This is a genomic window from Streptomyces sp. JLSY215, assembly GCF_059682825.1.
This window is the reverse complement of sequence record NZ_CM185022.1, coordinates 1,256,034-1,273,295: the sequence shown is the minus strand read 5'-3', so window position 1 is coordinate 1,273,295 and position 17,262 is coordinate 1,256,034. Positions and strand designations below refer to the sequence as shown.

Here is a 17,262-nt window from a genome sequence, read left to right as displayed (position 1 = left end):
CCGCCGCGTCAGCCGTCCAGCCCGCGTATCCGCACCGGATACCCCACCGCGCCCCCGTCCTGCCGCGCCACGACCACCGCGCCGTCCTTCAGCCGCGAGGTGAACCGCTCCACCTCCGGCCGCCCCCAGCCGTCCCCGGTGTCCGGCACCACCACACCGCCGCCCTGCCGCCCGGCCACCGGCGCCCACACCTCCAGCTCCGTGGCGCCGTCCGCGCCCGCCACCGGCAGCACCGCACCCGCCCGCGCCAGCACCGGGATCCGCGCCGCCGGCGCCTCCACCACCACCTGCCCCGGACCGTCGTACGCGCGCCCGGTGGCCGTGTCGTACCACCGCCCGCGCGGCAGCCGCACCGCCCGCTCCGTCACACCGGCCTCCAGCACCGGCGCCACCAGCAGCGCGTCCCCCAGCAGGAACGCGTCCTCGCAGTCCCGCAGCTCCCGGTCGCGCGGCGCATGCCACCACAGCGGCCGGACATACGGCGCGCCGGACAGCCGCGCCAGCTGCCCCAGCGTGTGGAAGTACGGCAACAGCCGCATCCGCTCGCCGAGCGCCGCACGGGCGTGCGCCAGCACCTCCGGCCCGAACTCCCACGGCTCCCGCCGCCCCGCCCCCACCGCCGAATGCGTACGGAACAGCGGCAGCCACGCACCCAGCTGGAACCACCGCAAGTACAGCTCCGGCGACGGCTGCGCGGAGAACCCCCCGATGTCCGGGCCGCTGTAAGGGATCCCGCACAGCCCCAGGCCGAGCACCAGCGACAGCGAGGCCCGCAGCCCCGGCCAGCCCGTCGCCACATCCCCCGACCAGGTGCCGCCGTACCGCTGCAGCCCCGCCCAGCCCGATCGCGAGAACAGGAACGGCCGCTCCTCGGGCCGCAGTTCGCACAGTCCCTCATAGCCGGCCCGCGCCATCGCCAGCCCGTAGACGTTGTGCGCCTCCCGGTGGTCGCCGCCCCGGCCCTCCAGCGCATGCCGGGCCGAGCGCGGCAGCGTCGGCTCCCCGAACGCCGCGAAGGACACCGGCTCGTTCATGTCGTGCCAGACACCCGCGAATCCCTGTGCGAGCCGCTCCGCGTACAGCGCACCCCACCACTTGCGCACCCGCGCATCGGTGAAATCCGGATACACCGACTCGCCCGGCCACACCACCCCGCGCACCTCCCGCCCCCGCGCGTCCCGCACGAACGCATCGGCCGCCGCCCCGCCCTCGTAGACCACCTCGCCCGGCGCCGCCTTCACCGCCGGATCCACGATCGACACCAGCCGCACCCCCTCGCCGCGCAACTCCCGCGCCAGACCCGGCAGATCCGGATACCGCTCCCGGTCGACGGTGAAGACCCGATGGCGGTCGTAATGGTCGATGTCCAGATGGACGGCGGACAGCGGCAGACCGCGCTCCCGGTAGCCGGCCACCACCCGGCGCACCTCGTCCTGCCCGCCGAAGCCCCAGCGGGCATGCTGATACCCGAGCGCCCAACGGGGCGGCAGCGCCGGCGCGCCGGTCAGCGCCGTCCACCCCAGCAGCACCCGGGACGGGGCACCCAGCAGCACCCAGTAGCGCAGCGGCCCGCCGTCCATCCGCAGCTCACACGTGCCCGGCCGGTCGTGCCCGGAGCCCGCGCCCTCCGCGCCCTCGCGCAGCGTGACCCGGCCGTCCCAGGAGTTGTCGTGGAAGACCAGATGCGTCCCGGCGTCCGCCACCACCAGCTGCACCGGCATCGTCAGGGACAGCGGATCGTCCCCGGGCACGAACGCCCCGCCCGGATCGGTGTTCCACAGCCGGTACACCCCGTCCCGCAGCCGCGGCCCGTGCGCCCGGCCGCCCAGCCCGAAGAACCGCGCGTCGGCCCCCACCTCCGAACGCTGCACCCACCGCGAGACGCCGCTCCCCTCCGGCCGCCCGTCGGCCACCGAGCCCTCGGAGTCCGCGGCATCCCACCAGCGCGGCGGCAGCTCCCGCCGCAGCGTGACCCCACCGGGCGTGCGCACCTCGACCGCACCGTGCCGGGACACCGCCACCAGCACCCGCTCCGAGACGACCCGCCAGCCACCCTCCGTGTCCGGCTCCAGCACCGCCCGCGGGTCCACCTGCGGACACGCCCCGGCCAGCGCGTACGAGGGCTCCGGCTCGGCGCCGTCCCAGCCGCAGAACACCGCGCCACCCGACGCGACCCGCACCCGCAGCGACGACCGCGCGAAGTGGATCAGCCCGCCACCCGGCTGCGGCTCCGCCCCGGTCGCCGCCCCCGGCACCCGCGCCCGCTCCCCGCCCTGCCGCGCAAACGCCCGCCCGTCCGCTCTCCGGCGCCGCCACGCCATCCGCACGGACCGCAGCCCCTGCGCCGGCCCGACCGCCCTGACCATCCGTACCGACCGCACCAGATCCCGCCCGTCCATGCAGGCCAGCCTGCCATTGACGCACCGGTGTGCGGGCAGCGTTCAACTGCCGTTCACCTGCGCGGGGTCACCCTCGGCCACCTTCAGGCCCGCGGACCGGGGCCCGATGGCTTGATACCGCCGGGCAACCGGACGATCACGCACTCCGCGGCCGCCGCCACCCCGGATGTGGCAGGCCCACCCTGGTGCACAAGTCGATCACATGGCATGGTCCAGGCAAGCCGTGTCACGCGCGCCCCCACCCACCAGGCAACCGGGGCCGCGCACGACCGACGCACACGACGCGTATCGCCCGGGAGCCGCATCATGACCACCGCACCGCAGTCCGACGACCGACCGGAACCGCAGCCGGAACCCCTCTGGCAGCCCGGCCCGGACCGCATCGCCGGCGCCCGGATCACCCGCTTCCACACCTGGGCCGCCGCACACCACGGCGCACCCGCCCCCACCCCCGGCGACCCCGCCGCGAGCTACGCCGACCTGCACCGCTGGTCCGTCGCCGACCTCCCGGCCTTCTGGCAGGCCACCGCCGAATGGTTCGACGTCCGCTTCACCGCGCCCTACGACACGGTCCTCGCCGACCGCACGATGCCCGGCGCCCGCTGGTTCCCCGGCGCCACCCTCAACTATGCCGAACACGCCCTGCGCGCCGCCGCGGACCCGGACCGCGCGGATGCCCCGGCGCTCCTGTACGTCGACGAGACCCATGAGCCCACCACCGTCACCTGGACCCAGCTGCGCGACCAGGTCGGCGCGCTGGCCGCCGCACTCCGCCGCCTCGGGGTTCGCCCCGGCGACCGCGTCAGCGGCTATGTCCCCAACATCCCGCAGGCCGTCGTCGCCCTCCTGGCCACCGCCGCGGTCGGCGCCGTATGGACCTCCTGCGCCCCCGACTTCGGCGCCCGCAGCGTCCTGGACCGCTTCCAGCAGATCGAACCGGTCGTCCTGTTCACCGTCGACGGCTACCGCTACGGCGGCAAGGAACACGACCGCCGCGACACCGTCGGCGAACTCCGCGCCGAACTCCCCACCCTCCGCGCCGTCATCCACATCCCCCTGCTCGGCACCCCCGCCCCCGAAGGCGCCCTGAACTGGCCGGACCTGATCGCCCAGGCCACCGAACCGGTCTACGAACAGGTCCCCTTCGATCACCCCCTGTGGGTCCTGTACTCCTCCGGCACCACCGGCCTGCCCAAGGCCATCGTCCAGTCCCAGGGCGGCATCCTCCTCGAACACCTCAAACAGACCGGCCTGCACTGCGACCTCGGCCCCGAGGACCGCTTCTTCTGGTACACCTCCACCGGCTGGATGATGTGGAACTTCCTCGTCGGCGGCCTCCTGGTGGGCGCCACGATCGTGCTCTACGACGGCAGCCCCGGCCACCCCGACATCTCCGCCCAGTGGCGGGTCGCCGAAACCACCCGCGCCACCGTCTTCGGCACCTCCGCCGCCTACGTCATGGCCTGCCGCAAGGCCGGCATCCACCCGGCCCGCGACCTCGACCTCTCCGCCATCACCTGCGTCGCCACCACCGGCTCCCCGCTCCCGCCCGACGGCTTCCGCTGGCTGCACGACTCCTTCGCGGAGAGCGGCGCCGACCTGTGGACCGCCTCCGTCAGCGGCGGCACCGACGTCTGCAGCTGCTTCGCCGGCGCCGTCCCCACCCTCCCCGTCCACATCGGCGAACTCCAGGCCCCCTGCCTGGGCACCGACCTCCAGGCCTGGGACCCCCAGGGCAAGCCCCTCACCGACGAGGTCGGCGAACTCGTCGTCACCCACCCCATGCCGTCCATGCCCACCCGCTTCTGGAACGACCCCGACGGCAGCCGCTACCACGACAGCTACTTCGACATGTACCCCGGCGTCTGGCGGCACGGCGACTGGATCACCCTCACCTCCCGCGGCAGCGTCATCATCCACGGCCGCTCCGACTCCACCCTCAACCGCCAGGGCGTCCGGATGGGCTCCGCCGACATCTACGAGGCCGTCGAACGCCTCCCGGAGATCCGCGAATCCCTCGTCATCGGCCTCGAACTCCCCGACGGCGGCTACTGGATGCCCCTTTTCGTCCACCTCGCCCCCGGCGCCACCCTCGACGACGCCCTCCGCGACCGCATCAAACGGACCATCCGCACCGAACTCTCCCCCCGCCACGTCCCCGACGACATCATCCAGGCCCCCGGCGTCCCGCACACCCTCACCGGCAAACGCATCGAGGTCCCCGTCAAACGCCTCCTCCAGGGCACCCCGCTCGACAAGGCCGTCAACCCCGGCTCCGTCGACAACCTCGAACTCCTGCGCTTCTACGAGCAGGTGGCCCGCGACCGCGCCAAGTAACCACGGCCCAGGCCTGGTCGGCGCCGGTCCGCCGGGCGCCGACCGGCCATTGTCAGACCCCCCGCTTACTCTCAGTGACAAGTGACGTTCGACCAACGCACCGCACTGAGGGGGAGCCATGACATCCACCACCCGGCGCACCGACCAGGCCGCCGCCCGCCGCAAGCTGCGCCGCGAAGTCCCCAGCACCGCCGCCGTCCTCGCCGACGAACGCGACTTCGCGGCCATGCGCCGCTACCGCACCTTCCCGTTCGACGACCACCGCAGCTACCTCCAGCAGATGGAAACGCTGCTCCGCACCCTCGCCGCCCAAGGCGTGCTCACGACCCTGAGCCTCTTCGACCCGGTCGCCTACGCGCAGTACTGCACCGACCTCGCCCTGGACCCGGACCACCCCGGCAGCCGCACGCGCTACACCGCCGAACTCGCCTGCACCGGAGCGACGCTGCCCTACGCGGGCGAGCCCCTGGCCCAGCTCCTCCCCCTGCTCATCGAGGAGGCAGACCGCCAGGCGACCTGGGACCAGGCATCCGCCGTCCTGGCCCGCGCGGGCAGCTGCCAGGACTGCGGCGCCGACCTCGGCCACGCCGCCTTCGCCCGCGCCACCGCCGCCGTCCGGCAACTCCTCAAAGCGCTCGGAGACGGCACCCACCACCTCGTCTGCAGCGTCCCCGCGGGGGATCCACCCCTCCTCGCGATCCTGCACACCACCACGGCCGAGGCCGACCGCCCCCAGCTCTCCGAGTCCGAGACGCTCATCTTCTGCACGGTCCTCGCCGCCGGCCTCGCGCTGCGCACCCCGGGCGGCATCGTCGCCCGCACCACGACCGGAGAAAGGCGCTCCACGGTCCGCGGCTGGTCCCTGCGCGACGGCTGGCCCTGCCCGCTCACCGAGGCCGAGGTCTTCACCGCCTACTGCACCGACGCCGACACCGGCGAGCCCATCCCGCCCGAGCACGGCGTCGACCACGCCCCCGGCCTCCCCCTCACACCCCCACCGGACGAACACCGCCACCACTGACCGGTGCCCCCACCAGGCCACCGCACCGCCACGGCAGATGGCCGCCCCACCACAGAGGCGGGACGGCCATCAACGGCTCCGGCGACGCACGCGCCGGGCGGCGCTACTCCCCGGAGAGCACCGCCCGCGCCGCGGCCCGCGCATCATCGGCGGTGTCCGCCGCCCGCGCCGCGGCCGCCGCACGCTCACACTGCGCCAGCGTGTGCTTCGCCAGCGTCGCGCGCACATACGGAATCGACGCCGCACCCATCGAAAGGCTGGTGACACCAAGCCCCGTCAGCACACACGCCAATTCCGGATCGGAGGCCGCCTCACCACACACACCACAGCTCTTGCCCTCGGCCTTCGCGGCCTCGGCCGAAGCCGCCACGAGGTCCAGCAGCGCCGGCTGCCAGGGATCCTGCAGCCGCGACACCGCACCCACCTGACGGTCGGCGGCAAAGGTGTACTGCGCCAGGTCATTGGTCCCCAGCGAAAGGAACTCCACCTCCTGCAGAATCGACCGCGCCCGAAGGGCCGCGGACGGAATCTCCACCATCGCACCGAACTTCGCCCGCAGCCCGGCCTCCCGGCACGCGTCCGCGAACGCCTTGGCGTCGATCCGGTCCGCCACCATCGGGGCCATGACCTCGAGGTAGACCGGCAGCCCCTCGGCCGCCCTGGCCAGCGCGGTCAGCTGCGTCCGCAGCACATCCGGGTGGTCCAGCAGCGTCCGCAGACCCCGTACACCCAGCGCGGGGTTCGGCTCGTCGGCCGGCGTCAGGAAGTCCAGCGGCTTGTCGGCACCGGCGTCGAGCACCCGCACGACCACGCGTCCCTCGGGGAAGGCCTCCAGCACCTTCCGGTACGCCTCGACCTGCTTGTCCTCCGACGGCGCCTTCTTGCTGTCGTCCAGGAACAGGAACTCGGTACGGAAGAGTCCAACCCCCTCCGCCCCGGCCTCCACGGCAGCGGGCACATCGCCGGGCCCACCGACATTCGCCAGCAACGGCACCTTGTGCCCGTCGGAGGTGGCCCCCGGACCGGAGGAAGCGGCCAGCGCAGCCTTCCGCTCCGCCGCGGCCTGCTCGAGCGCCGCCCGCTTGTCCGCATCCGGCTCGACGAACACCTCACCGGTGCTGCCGTCCACCGCGATCACGGTGCCCTCGACGATCTCCCCTGCGCCCGGCAGCGCCACCACGGCAGGCACCCCCAGTGCCCGCGCGAGAATCGCACTGTGGCTGGTGGGCCCGCCCTCCTCGGTCACGAACCCCAGCACCAGCGCCGGGTCCAGCAGCGCGGTGTCGGCGGGCGCCAGATCCCGGGCGATCAGCACAAACGGCTCATCGCTGTCCGGCACACCCGGCATCGGCACACCCAGCAGCCGCGCGACGATGCGGTTGCGCACATCATCAAGATCGGCGACCCGCCCGGCCAGGTACTCCCCGGCCCCCGCCAGCAGCGCCCGGTAGGCCGCAAACGCGTCGTACACCGCCCGCTCGGCGGTGCTGCCCACGGCGATCCGCCGCTCCACATCCGCCATCAGCTCGGGGTCCTGCGCCATCATGGCCTGCGCCTCGAGCACGCCCTGCGCCTCGCCGCCCGCCAGATTCCCCCGCGCGACCAGATCGGCGGCAACGGCCTCCACGGCCTGACGCGCGCGCCCCTGCTCGCGCTCCGCCTCCTCCGCCGGAATCTGCTTGGCCGGCGGCTCGAGTACGGCCGTACCCATGTGCCGTACCTCGCCTATGGCCACGCCGTGGCTCACGCCGACGCCCCGCAGCGTTGTCTCCATGTCACCCGTCTCCCTTGATACGGCGGCCCCGGCCGCCGCGATGGATGTCGTACCCGCCGTCCAGGACGGCGTCCGCTGCTACTGCCAGGAGAAGAGCGCGTCGCCCGCCTTGACGTCGCCGTCCTCGCGCACGTCACCGAGCGAGTCCGCGGCCGCCTCCAGCGCAACAACCGGGCACACCGCCGACTTGCCGGCCTCCTCGACCGCAGCCGGGTTCCAGCGCACGACCGCCTGGCCGCGGGAAACGGTGTCCCCCTTGTTGACGAGCAGCTCAAAGCCCTCGCCGTTGAGCTGAACGGTGTCGATACCCAGGTGCGTCAGCACGCCGTGCCCCTCGGCGTCGACAACAACGAACGCATGCGGGTGCAGAGAAACGACAACGCCGTCCACGGGCGAAACCGCCTCGGACGGCTCACGAACGGGGTCGATGGCGGTACCCGGACCCACCATCGCTCCGGAGAACACCGGATCGGGCACTGCCGCGAGTCCGATGGCGCGTCCTGCAAGAGGGGACGTCACGGTGGTCATGGGAAGCCTCCCAGGGGTGGAGATTCATCAGGCCGCCGTCACTACCTGTCCTGGACGGCGCACCGTTCAGAAGCGTAAGTCATAAGAACGGCCGATTCCGCATGGGCGACACCGGCCGAACGGACCCTGATGCCCGCTGAATCGATTTGCCTCGCCCACAGCAGGGCTGTACTGTCTGAGACCTGCCCCAGACAACCAGGCCGCAATCAACTGCGGTCCGGTCGACCGTGGGCGGCACTCCCTCAGATTCTTGATCGAGATTCTCGAATTGCGTGATTCTGCATGTCTGCAGAAAAGCAGCGGTTCGGAAGACCGGAAAAGGCCTGATAGAGTGTGAAACACCGAAGGGAAGCGCCCGGAGGAAACCCGAGAGGGAATCCAAAGGAAGCGTCCGTTCCTTGAGAACTCAACAGCGTGCCAAAAGTCAACGCCAGATATGTTGATACCCCGTCGACCGGAAACATCCGGGAGATGAGGTTCCTTTGAAAGTCCTGCCGACACCTTGTGTGACGGTAGGCAATACACAGCGAGGACGCTGTGAACGAGCAGGCTTATTCCGCCCGCTCGTTCCGCTCAACGCGAGTGTCACCCGATTACGGGTAAACATTCACGGAGAGTTTGATCCTGGCTCAGGACGAACGCTGGCGGCGTGCTTAACACATGCAAGTCGAACGATGAAGCCGCTTCGGTGGTGGATTAGTGGCGAACGGGTGAGTAACACGTGGGCAATCTGCCCTTCACTCTGGGACAAGCCCTGGAAACGGGGTCTAATACCGGATACGACACGGGGTCGCATGACCTCCGTGTGGAAAGCTCCGGCGGTGAAGGATGAGCCCGCGGCCTATCAGCTTGTTGGTGGGGTGATGGCCTACCAAGGCGACGACGGGTAGCCGGCCTGAGAGGGCGACCGGCCACACTGGGACTGAGACACGGCCCAGACTCCTACGGGAGGCAGCAGTGGGGAATATTGCACAATGGGCGAAAGCCTGATGCAGCGACGCCGCGTGAGGGATGACGGCCTTCGGGTTGTAAACCTCTTTCAGCAGGGAAGAAGCGAGAGTGACGGTACCTGCAGAAGAAGCGCCGGCTAACTACGTGCCAGCAGCCGCGGTAATACGTAGGGCGCAAGCGTTGTCCGGAATTATTGGGCGTAAAGAGCTCGTAGGCGGCTTGTCGCGTCGGATGTGAAAGCCCGGGGCTTAACCCCGGGTCTGCATTCGATACGGGCAGGCTAGAGTTCGGTAGGGGAGATCGGAATTCCTGGTGTAGCGGTGAAATGCGCAGATATCAGGAGGAACACCGGTGGCGAAGGCGGATCTCTGGGCCGATACTGACGCTGAGGAGCGAAAGCGTGGGGAGCGAACAGGATTAGATACCCTGGTAGTCCACGCCGTAAACGTTGGGAACTAGGTGTGGGCGACATTCCACGTCGTCCGTGCCGCAGCTAACGCATTAAGTTCCCCGCCTGGGGAGTACGGCCGCAAGGCTAAAACTCAAAGGAATTGACGGGGGCCCGCACAAGCAGCGGAGCATGTGGCTTAATTCGACGCAACGCGAAGAACCTTACCAAGGCTTGACATACACCGGAAAACCCTGGAGACAGGGTCCCCCTTGTGGTCGGTGTACAGGTGGTGCATGGCTGTCGTCAGCTCGTGTCGTGAGATGTTGGGTTAAGTCCCGCAACGAGCGCAACCCTTGTTCTGTGTTGCCAGCATGCCTTTCGGGGTGATGGGGACTCACAGGAGACTGCCGGGGTCAACTCGGAGGAAGGTGGGGACGACGTCAAGTCATCATGCCCCTTATGTCTTGGGCTGCACACGTGCTACAATGGCCGGTACAATGAGCTGCGATACCGCGAGGTGGAGCGAATCTCAAAAAGCCGGTCTCAGTTCGGATTGGGGTCTGCAACTCGACCCCATGAAGTCGGAGTTGCTAGTAATCGCAGATCAGCATTGCTGCGGTGAATACGTTCCCGGGCCTTGTACACACCGCCCGTCACGTCACGAAAGTCGGTAACACCCGAAGCCGGTGGCCCAACCCCTTGTGGGAGGGAATCGTCGAAGGTGGGACTGGCGATTGGGACGAAGTCGTAACAAGGTAGCCGTACCGGAAGGTGCGGCTGGATCACCTCCTTTCTAAGGAGCATCTAGATCCTGTAAGGGATCCAGAGCCACTACGTCGGCAAATGTCCGACGGTGGTTAGCTCATGGGTGGAACGTTGACTATTCGGCGCACTTGATTGGTTGTCACTAGTACTGCTTCGGCGTGGAACGTGGGGATTGAGATGGTGGGCCGGGCACGTTGTTGGGTATCTGAGGGTACGGGCTACGGTCTGGACCTTCGCGATGCCGGCCCCAGTGAACTCAGCCTTCGGGTTGGGGTGGTGGGTGGCTGGTCGTTGCTTGAGAACTGCACAGTGGACGCGAGCATCTGTGGCCAAGTTTTTAAGGGCGCACGGTGGATGCCTTGGCACCAGGAACCGATGAAGGACGTGGGAGGCCGCGATAGGCCCCGGGGAGCTGTCAACCGAGCTTTGATCCGGGGGTGTCCGAATGGGGAAACCCGGCAGTCGTCATGGGCTGTCACCCGCTGCTGAACACATAGGCAGTGTGGAGGGAACGCGGGGAAGTGAAACATCTCAGTACCCGCAGGAAGAGAAAACAACCGTGATTCCGGGAGTAGTGGCGAGCGAAACCGGATGAGGCCAAACCAGTCACGTGTGATACCCGGCAGGGGTTGCGTGGTTGGGGTTGTGGGATCTCTCTTTCATAGTCTGCCGGCTGTGAGACGAGTCAGAAACCGTTGATGTAGGCGAAGGACATGCGAAAGGTCCGGCGTAGAGGGTAAGACCCCCGTAGCTGAAACATTGACGGCTCGTTTGAGAGACACCCAAGTAGCACGGGGCCCGAGAAATCCCGTGTGAATCTGGCGGGACCACCCGTTAAGCCTAAATATTCCCTGGTGACCGATAGCGGATAGTACCGTGAGGGAATGGTGAAAAGTACCGCGGGAGCGGAGTGAAATAGTACCTGAAACCGTGTGCCTACAAGCCGTGGGAGCGTCGCACAAGGAACTTGTTCCTTGTGTCGTGACTGCGTGCCTTTTGAAGAATGAGCCTGCGAGTTTGCGGTATGTTGCGAGGTTAACCCGTGTGGGGAAGCCGTAGCGAAAGCGAGTCCGAATAGGGCGTTGAGTAGCGTGCCCAAGACCCGAAGCGGAGTGATCTAGCCATGGGCAGGTTGAAGCGGAGGTAAGACTTCGTGGAGGACCGAACCCACCAGGGTTGAAAACCTGGGGGATGACCTGTGGTTAGGGGTGAAAGGCCAATCAAACTCCGTGATAGCTGGTTCTCCCCGAAATGCATTTAGGTGCAGCGTCGTGTGTTTCTTGCCGGAGGTAGAGCACTGGATAGGCGATGGGCCCTACCGGGTTACTGACCTTAGCCAAACTCCGAATGCCGGTAAGTGAGAGCGCGGCAGTGAGACTGTGGGGGATAAGCTCCATGGTCGAGAGGGAAACAGCCCAGAGCATCGACTAAGGCCCCTAAGCGTGTGCTAAGTGGGAAAGGATGTGGAGTCGCAGAGACAACCAGGAGGTTGGCTTAGAAGCAGCCACCCTTGAAAGAGTGCGTAATAGCTCACTGGTCAAGTGATTCCGCGCCGACAATGTAGCGGGGCTCAAGCACACCGCCGAAGTCGTGTCATTGCAGCATTAGGACCAACGTCTGCTGTGATGGGTAGGGGAGCGTCGTGTGCCGGGTGAAGCAGCCGTGGAAACGAGTTGTGGACGGTTCACGAGTGAGAATGCAGGCATGAGTAGCGATACACACGTGGGAAACGTGTGCGCCGATTGACTAAGGGTTCCTGGGTCAAGCTGATCTGCCCAGGGTAAGTCGGGACCTAAGGCGAGGCCGACAGGCGTAGTCGATGGACAACCGGTTGATATTCCGGTACCCGCTTTGAAACGCCCAATATCGAATCCATTAATGCTAAGGCCGTGAAGCCGGCCTGGAGTCTTCGGACGAAGGGACGTGGTGGAGCCGCTGACCCAAGGTGGTAGTAGGTAAGCGATGGGGTGACGCAGGAAGGTAGTCCAGCCCGGGCGGTGGTTGTCCCGGGGTAAGGGTGTAGGACGCTGTCTAGGCAAATCCGGACAGCATTTAAGTCTGAGACCTGATGCCGAGCCGATTGTGGTGAAGTGGATGATCCTATGCTGTCGAGAAAAGCCTCTAGCGAGTTTCATGGCGGCCCGTACCCTAAACCGACTCAGGTGGTCAGGTAGAGAATACCGAGGCGTTCGGGTGAACTATGGTTAAGGAACTCGGCAAAATGCCCCCGTAACTTCGGGAGAAGGGGGGCCATTGCTGGTGATCCGATTTACTCGGTGAGCTGGTGGTGGCCGCAGAGACCAGCGAGAAGCGACTGTTTACTAAAAACACAGGTCCGTGCGAAGCCGTAAGGCGATGTATACGGACTGACGCCTGCCCGGTGCTGGAACGTTAAGGGGACCGGTTAGTCACATTTCGGTGTGGCGAAGCTGAGAACTTAAGCGCCAGTAAACGGCGGTGGTAACTATAACCATCCTAAGGTAGCGAAATTCCTTGTCGGGTAAGTTCCGACCTGCACGAATGGCGTAACGACTTCTCGACTGTCTCAACCATAGGCCCGGTGAAATTGCATTACGAGTAAAGATGCTCGTTTCGCGCAGCAGGACGGAAAGACCCCGGGACCTTTACTATAGCTTGATATTGGTGTTCGGTTCGGCTTGTGTAGGATAGGTGGGAGACTTTGAAGCAGCCACGCCAGTGGTTGTGGAGTCATTGTTGAAATACCACTCTGGTCGTGCTGGATGTCTAACCTGGGTCCGTGATCCGGATCAGGGACAGTGTCTGGTGGGTAGTTTAACTGGGGCGGTTGCCTCCTAAAGAGTAACGGAGGCGCCCAAAGGTTCCCTCAGCCTGGTTGGCAATCAGGTGTTGAGTGTAAGTGCACAAGGGAGCTTGACTGTGAGACTGACGGGTCGAGCAGGTACGAAAGTAGGGACTAGTGATCCGGCGGTGGCTTGTGGAAGCGCCGTCGCTCAACGGATAAAAGGTACCCCGGGGATAACAGGCTGATCTTCCCCAAGAGTCCATATCGACGGGATGGTTTGGCACCTCGATGTCGGCTCGTCGCATCCTGGGGCTGGAGTCGGTCCCAAGGGTTGGGCTGTTCGCCCATTAAAGCGGTACGCGAGCTGGGTTTAGAACGTCGTGAGACAGTTCGGTCCCTATCCGCTGTGCGCGTAGGAGTCTTGAGAAGGGCTGTCCCTAGTACGAGAGGACCGGGACGGACGAACCTCTGGTGTGCCAGTTGTCCTGCCAAGGGCATGGCTGGTTGGCTACGTTCGGAAAGGATAACCGCTGAAAGCATCTAAGCGGGAAGCCTGCTTCGAGATGAGGGCTCCCACCCCCTTGAGGGGTTAAGGCTCCCAGTAGACGACTGGGTTGATAGGCCAGATATGGAAGCGCCGTAAGGTGTGGAGTTGACTGGTACTAATAGGCCGAGGGCTTGTCCTCAGTTGCTCGCGTCCACTGTGTAGGTTCTGAAGTAACGACCGTTGAGTCATGCTCCGGTGTTAACTTCATAGTGTTTCGGTGGTCATTGCGTTAGGGAAACGCCCGGTTACATTCCGAACCCGGAAGCTAAGCCTTTCAGCGCCGATGGTACTGCAGGGGGGACCCTGTGGGAGAGTAGGACGCCGCCGAACAAAATTTAAGAGAAAGCCCCGTTGGGAACCAGGTTCCCAACGGGGCTTTCTCGCGTTTCGGCGGAGCCGGGACCCGCGGCGCGGCGTGGCCGGCGGGGCAGGTAAGGTCAGGGGTATCGTCGGCACATTTCCCACAGGAGGCTTCCGAGTGGAGGTCCAGGAGACGCAGGTCCAGACGCACCGCGTCCTCACCATCCCGAATATTCTGAGCATGGGGCGTCTGGTCGGCGTGCCGGTGTTCCTGTGGTTGATCCTGTGGCCGGAATTCGATGGGCCGAAGTCCGCCGATGCCTGGGCATTGGTGGTCCTCGCGCTGAGCGGCGTCAGCGATTATCTGGACGGCAAGCTCGCCCGGCGCTGGAACCAGATCAGCAGCCTGGGCCGGATCCTCGACCCCGCGGCCGACCGCCTCTACATCCTGTCCACCCTCGTCGGGCTGACCTGGCGGGAGATCCTGCCGATCTGGCTCACCGCGGCTCTGCTGGCACGCGAACTGATGCTGTTGATCGCGGTCGGATTCCTGGGCCGTCACGGGTATGGCCCTCCCCAGGTGAACTTCCTGGGCAAAGCGGCTACGTTCAACTTGATGTATGCCTTCCCGCTGCTCCTGCTGAGCGTCGGGAACGGCTGGCTTCACACACTCGCTGCCATTTTCGGATGGGCGTTCGCGGGATGGGGTACGGCGCTCTATTGGTGGGCAGGGATCCTCTACGTGGTCCAGGTCCGTCGGCTCATCAGGGCGGACGCCACGGCCGACTGAGCTCGCCGAACCGGCAGATTGTGCCAAGGCCCGGCGCCCGTACGTGAGTACAAGAACAGTGGGCGATCTGGACAAGTGAAGTCGGCAAGACCGTCGTCTCTTAGAGGAGGACGCTTCCGACATGAAGGCCGTTGTGATGGCGGGCGGCGAGGGCACACGTCTTCGCCCCATGACGTCAAGCATGCCCAAGCCGCTGCTGCCTGTGGCCAATAGGCCGATCATGGAGCATGTGCTGCGGCTGCTGAAACGGCATGGTCTCAGCGAGACCGTCGTAACCGTTCAATTCCTTGCCTCGCTCGTTAAAAACTATTTCGGCGACGGGGAAGAGCTCGGAATGGAGCTCACCTACGCCAACGAGGAAAAGCCGCTGGGCACCGCGGGCAGCGTGAAGAACGCCGAGGAAGCCCTCAAGGACGATGCATTCCTCGTGATCTCGGGTGACGCCCTCACCGACTTCGACCTCTCGGACCTGATCCGCTTCCACAAGGAAAAAGGCGCCCTGGTGACGGTCTGTCTCACCAGGGTGCCGAACCCTCTGGAATTCGGCATCACCATCGTCGACGAGGCCGGCAAGGTCGAGCGTTTCCTGGAAAAGCCCACCTGGGGCCAGGTGTTCTCGGACACCGTCAACACCGGCATCTACGTCATGGAGCCGGAGGTTTTCGACTATTTCGAGCCCGACGTTCCGGTGGACTGGTCCGGCGATGTCTTCCCGCAGCTCATGAAGGAAGGCAAGCCGATCTACGGCTATGTCGCCGAAGGGTACTGGGAGGACGTCGGCACTCACGAGAGCTATGTGAAGGCCCAGGCCGATGTGCTCGAGGGCAAGGTCGACGTCGAAATCGACGGCTTCGAGATCTCGCCGGGGGTGTGGGTCGCCGAGGGCGCCGAAGTGCATCCGGACGCGGTGCTGCGCGGTCCGCTGTACATCGGCGACTACGCCAAGATCGAGGCCGGTGTGGAAATCCGTGAGCACACCGTTGTCGGATCCAACGTGGTGGTCAAGAGCGGGGCGTTTTTGCACCGGGCGGTGGTGCACGACAACGTCTACATCGGGCAGCACAGCAATCTGCGTGGCTGCGTGATCGGCAAGAACACCGACATCATGCGGGCCGCGCGGATCGAGGACGGTGCGGTCATCGGCGATGAATGCCTCATCGGCGAGGAGTCGATCGTCCAGGGGAATGTGCGGGTCTATCCGTTCAAGACGATCGAGGCGGGTGCGTTCGTCAATACCTCGGTGATCTGGGAATCCCGGGGCCAGGCGCATCTGTTCGGCGCGCGCGGGGTCTCCGGAATCCTCAACGTCGAGATCACCCCGGAGCTGGCCGTACGGCTCGCGGGGGCGTACGCCACCACGTTGAAGAAGGGCTCCACGGTCACGACCGCCCGGGACCACTCCCGTGGCGCGCGGGCGCTCAAACGCGCGGTGATCTCCGCGCTGCAGGCCAGCGCCATCGACGTACGGGACCTCGAGAACGTTCCGCTGCCGGTCGCCCGCCAGCAGACCGCCCGGGGCAGCGCGGGCGGCATCATGGTCCGTACGACGCCCGGGGTGCCGGACTCCGTCGACATCATGTTCTTCGACGAGCGCGGCGCCGACCTCTCGCAGGCCGGGCAGCGCAAGCTCGACCGGGTCTACGCCCGTCAGGAATACCGCCGCGCCTTCCCCGGCGAGATCGGCGATCTGCGGTTCCCGGCGAGCGTCTTCGACTCCTACACCGGCTCCGTACTGCGCGCGGTGGACACCACGGGCGTCGCCGACTCCGGGCTGAAGGTCGTCGTGGACGCCTCGAACGGCAGCGCCGGGCTGGTCCTGCCCAGTCTGCTGGGCCGGCTCGGTGTCGACTCGCTGACGATCAATCCCGGTCTCGACGAGTCCCGGCCGACCGAGACGCCCGACGCCCGGCGTGCGGGACTGGTGCGGCTCGGCGAGATCGTGGCGTCGGCGCGGGCCGCCTTCGGGGTCCGTTTCGACCCGGTGGGCGAGCGGCTGTCCCTGGTGGACGAGCGCGGCCGGATCATCGAGGACGACCGTGCGCTGCTGGTGATGCTGGACCTGGTGGCGGCCGAGCGGCGCAGCGGGCGGGTGGCGCTGCCGGTGACCACGACCCGTATCGCCGAGCAGGTGGCGGCGTACCACGGGACCCAGGTGGAGTGGACGACCACTTCGCCGGACGATCTGGCCCGGGTGGCCCGGATGGAGGGCACGGTCTTCGGCGGGGACGGCCTCGGTGGCTTCATCATTCCGGAGTTCAGCGCCGTCTTCGACGGCGCGGCCGCATTCGTCACGCTGATCGGCCTGGTGGCCCGTACCCAGCTCACGCTCAGCCAGATCGACGCACGGATCCCGCGGGCTCATGTGCTGCGCCGTGACCTTGCCACGCCGTGGGCGGTCAAGGGCCTGGTCATGCGGCATGTGGTCGAGGCGGCCGGCGACCGGGACGTGGACACCACCGACGGCGTTCGCGTCGTGGAGGCGGACGGCCGCTGGGTGCTGGTGCTCCCCGACCCGGCCGAGGCGGTGACGCATCTGTGGGCGGAGGGGCCGGACGACGCCTCCGCGCAGCAGTTGTTGGACGAGTGGGCGGCCGTGGTGGACGGCGCCGGACGCTGAGCCCGAGCCCACCGGCGTGCCCGCGATCGGGCACGCCGGTGGGGCCATTGGGAGACTGCGCGGCCGACGTGCGACGAT

Annotated in this window: 7 protein-coding genes and 3 rRNA genes; 7 read left to right on the top strand and 3 right to left on the bottom strand. The window is 66.8% G+C overall.

The window, feature by feature from the left end:
* Positions 1–8: 8 nt before the first annotated feature.
* Positions 9–2,399 carry a glycoside hydrolase family 31 protein gene (locus tag AC5677_RS05710; RefSeq protein WP_497193901.1) on the bottom strand — a complete coding sequence of 797 codons (2,391 nt, stop codon included), beginning with the start codon at positions 2,397–2,399 and terminating at the stop codon, positions 9–11.
* A 306-nt stretch (positions 2,400–2,705) separates the two neighbouring features.
* Between AC5677_RS05710 and AC5677_RS05705 the strand changes: the two genes are divergently transcribed.
* Together AC5677_RS05705 and AC5677_RS05700 are read left to right on the top strand one after the other, a co-directional pair.
* The gene (locus AC5677_RS05705) at positions 2,706–4,736 is read left to right on the top strand and encodes an acetoacetate--CoA ligase (protein WP_497193900.1); all 2,031 of its coding nucleotides are present in this window, start codon (positions 2,706–2,708) and stop codon (positions 4,734–4,736) included.
* 118 nt (positions 4,737–4,854) lie between these two features.
* Positions 4,855–5,757, top strand: coding sequence for a DUF8829 domain-containing protein (locus AC5677_RS05700; protein ID WP_497193899.1), 903 nt, complete (start codon positions 4,855–4,857; stop codon positions 5,755–5,757).
* A 103-nt stretch (positions 5,758–5,860) separates the two neighbouring features.
* On the opposite strand, the gene ptsP is transcribed toward AC5677_RS05700, so the two are convergent.
* Positions 5,861–7,531, bottom strand: a complete 1,671-nt coding sequence (ptsP, locus tag AC5677_RS05695; RefSeq protein WP_497193898.1) for a phosphoenolpyruvate--protein phosphotransferase — start codon at positions 7,529–7,531, stop codon at positions 5,861–5,863.
* 78 nt (positions 7,532–7,609) lie between these two features.
* Entirely contained in the window at positions 7,610–8,059 is a 450-nt protein-coding gene (locus AC5677_RS05690) for a PTS sugar transporter subunit IIA (protein WP_403828664.1), read from the bottom strand.
* 606 nt (positions 8,060–8,665) lie between these two features.
* Between AC5677_RS05690 and AC5677_RS05685 the strand changes: the two genes are divergently transcribed.
* The 5 genes from AC5677_RS05685 to AC5677_RS05665 all read left to right on the top strand — a co-directional run bounded on the left by AC5677_RS05685 (position 8,666) and on the right by AC5677_RS05665 (position 17,184).
* Positions 8,666–10,194, top strand: a 16S ribosomal RNA gene (locus AC5677_RS05685).
* Positions 10,195–10,493: 299 nt separating this feature from the next.
* Positions 10,494–13,616, top strand: a 23S ribosomal RNA gene (locus AC5677_RS05680).
* Between the two features lie 74 nt (positions 13,617–13,690).
* A 5S ribosomal RNA gene (gene rrf / locus AC5677_RS05675) occupies positions 13,691–13,807 on the top strand.
* Together the 16S, 23S and 5S rRNA genes form the textbook arrangement of a ribosomal RNA operon.
* Before the next feature lie 148 nt (positions 13,808–13,955).
* Positions 13,956–14,567, top strand: a complete 612-nt coding sequence (gene clsA / locus AC5677_RS05670; RefSeq protein WP_497193897.1) for a cardiolipin synthase ClsA — start codon at positions 13,956–13,958, stop codon at positions 14,565–14,567.
* A 121-nt stretch (positions 14,568–14,688) separates the two neighbouring features.
* A complete protein-coding gene (locus AC5677_RS05665) occupies positions 14,689–17,184 on the top strand; it encodes a sugar phosphate nucleotidyltransferase (protein ID WP_497193896.1) in 2,496 nt (831 codons plus the stop codon).
* The last annotated feature ends 78 nt before the right edge of the window (positions 17,185–17,262 follow it).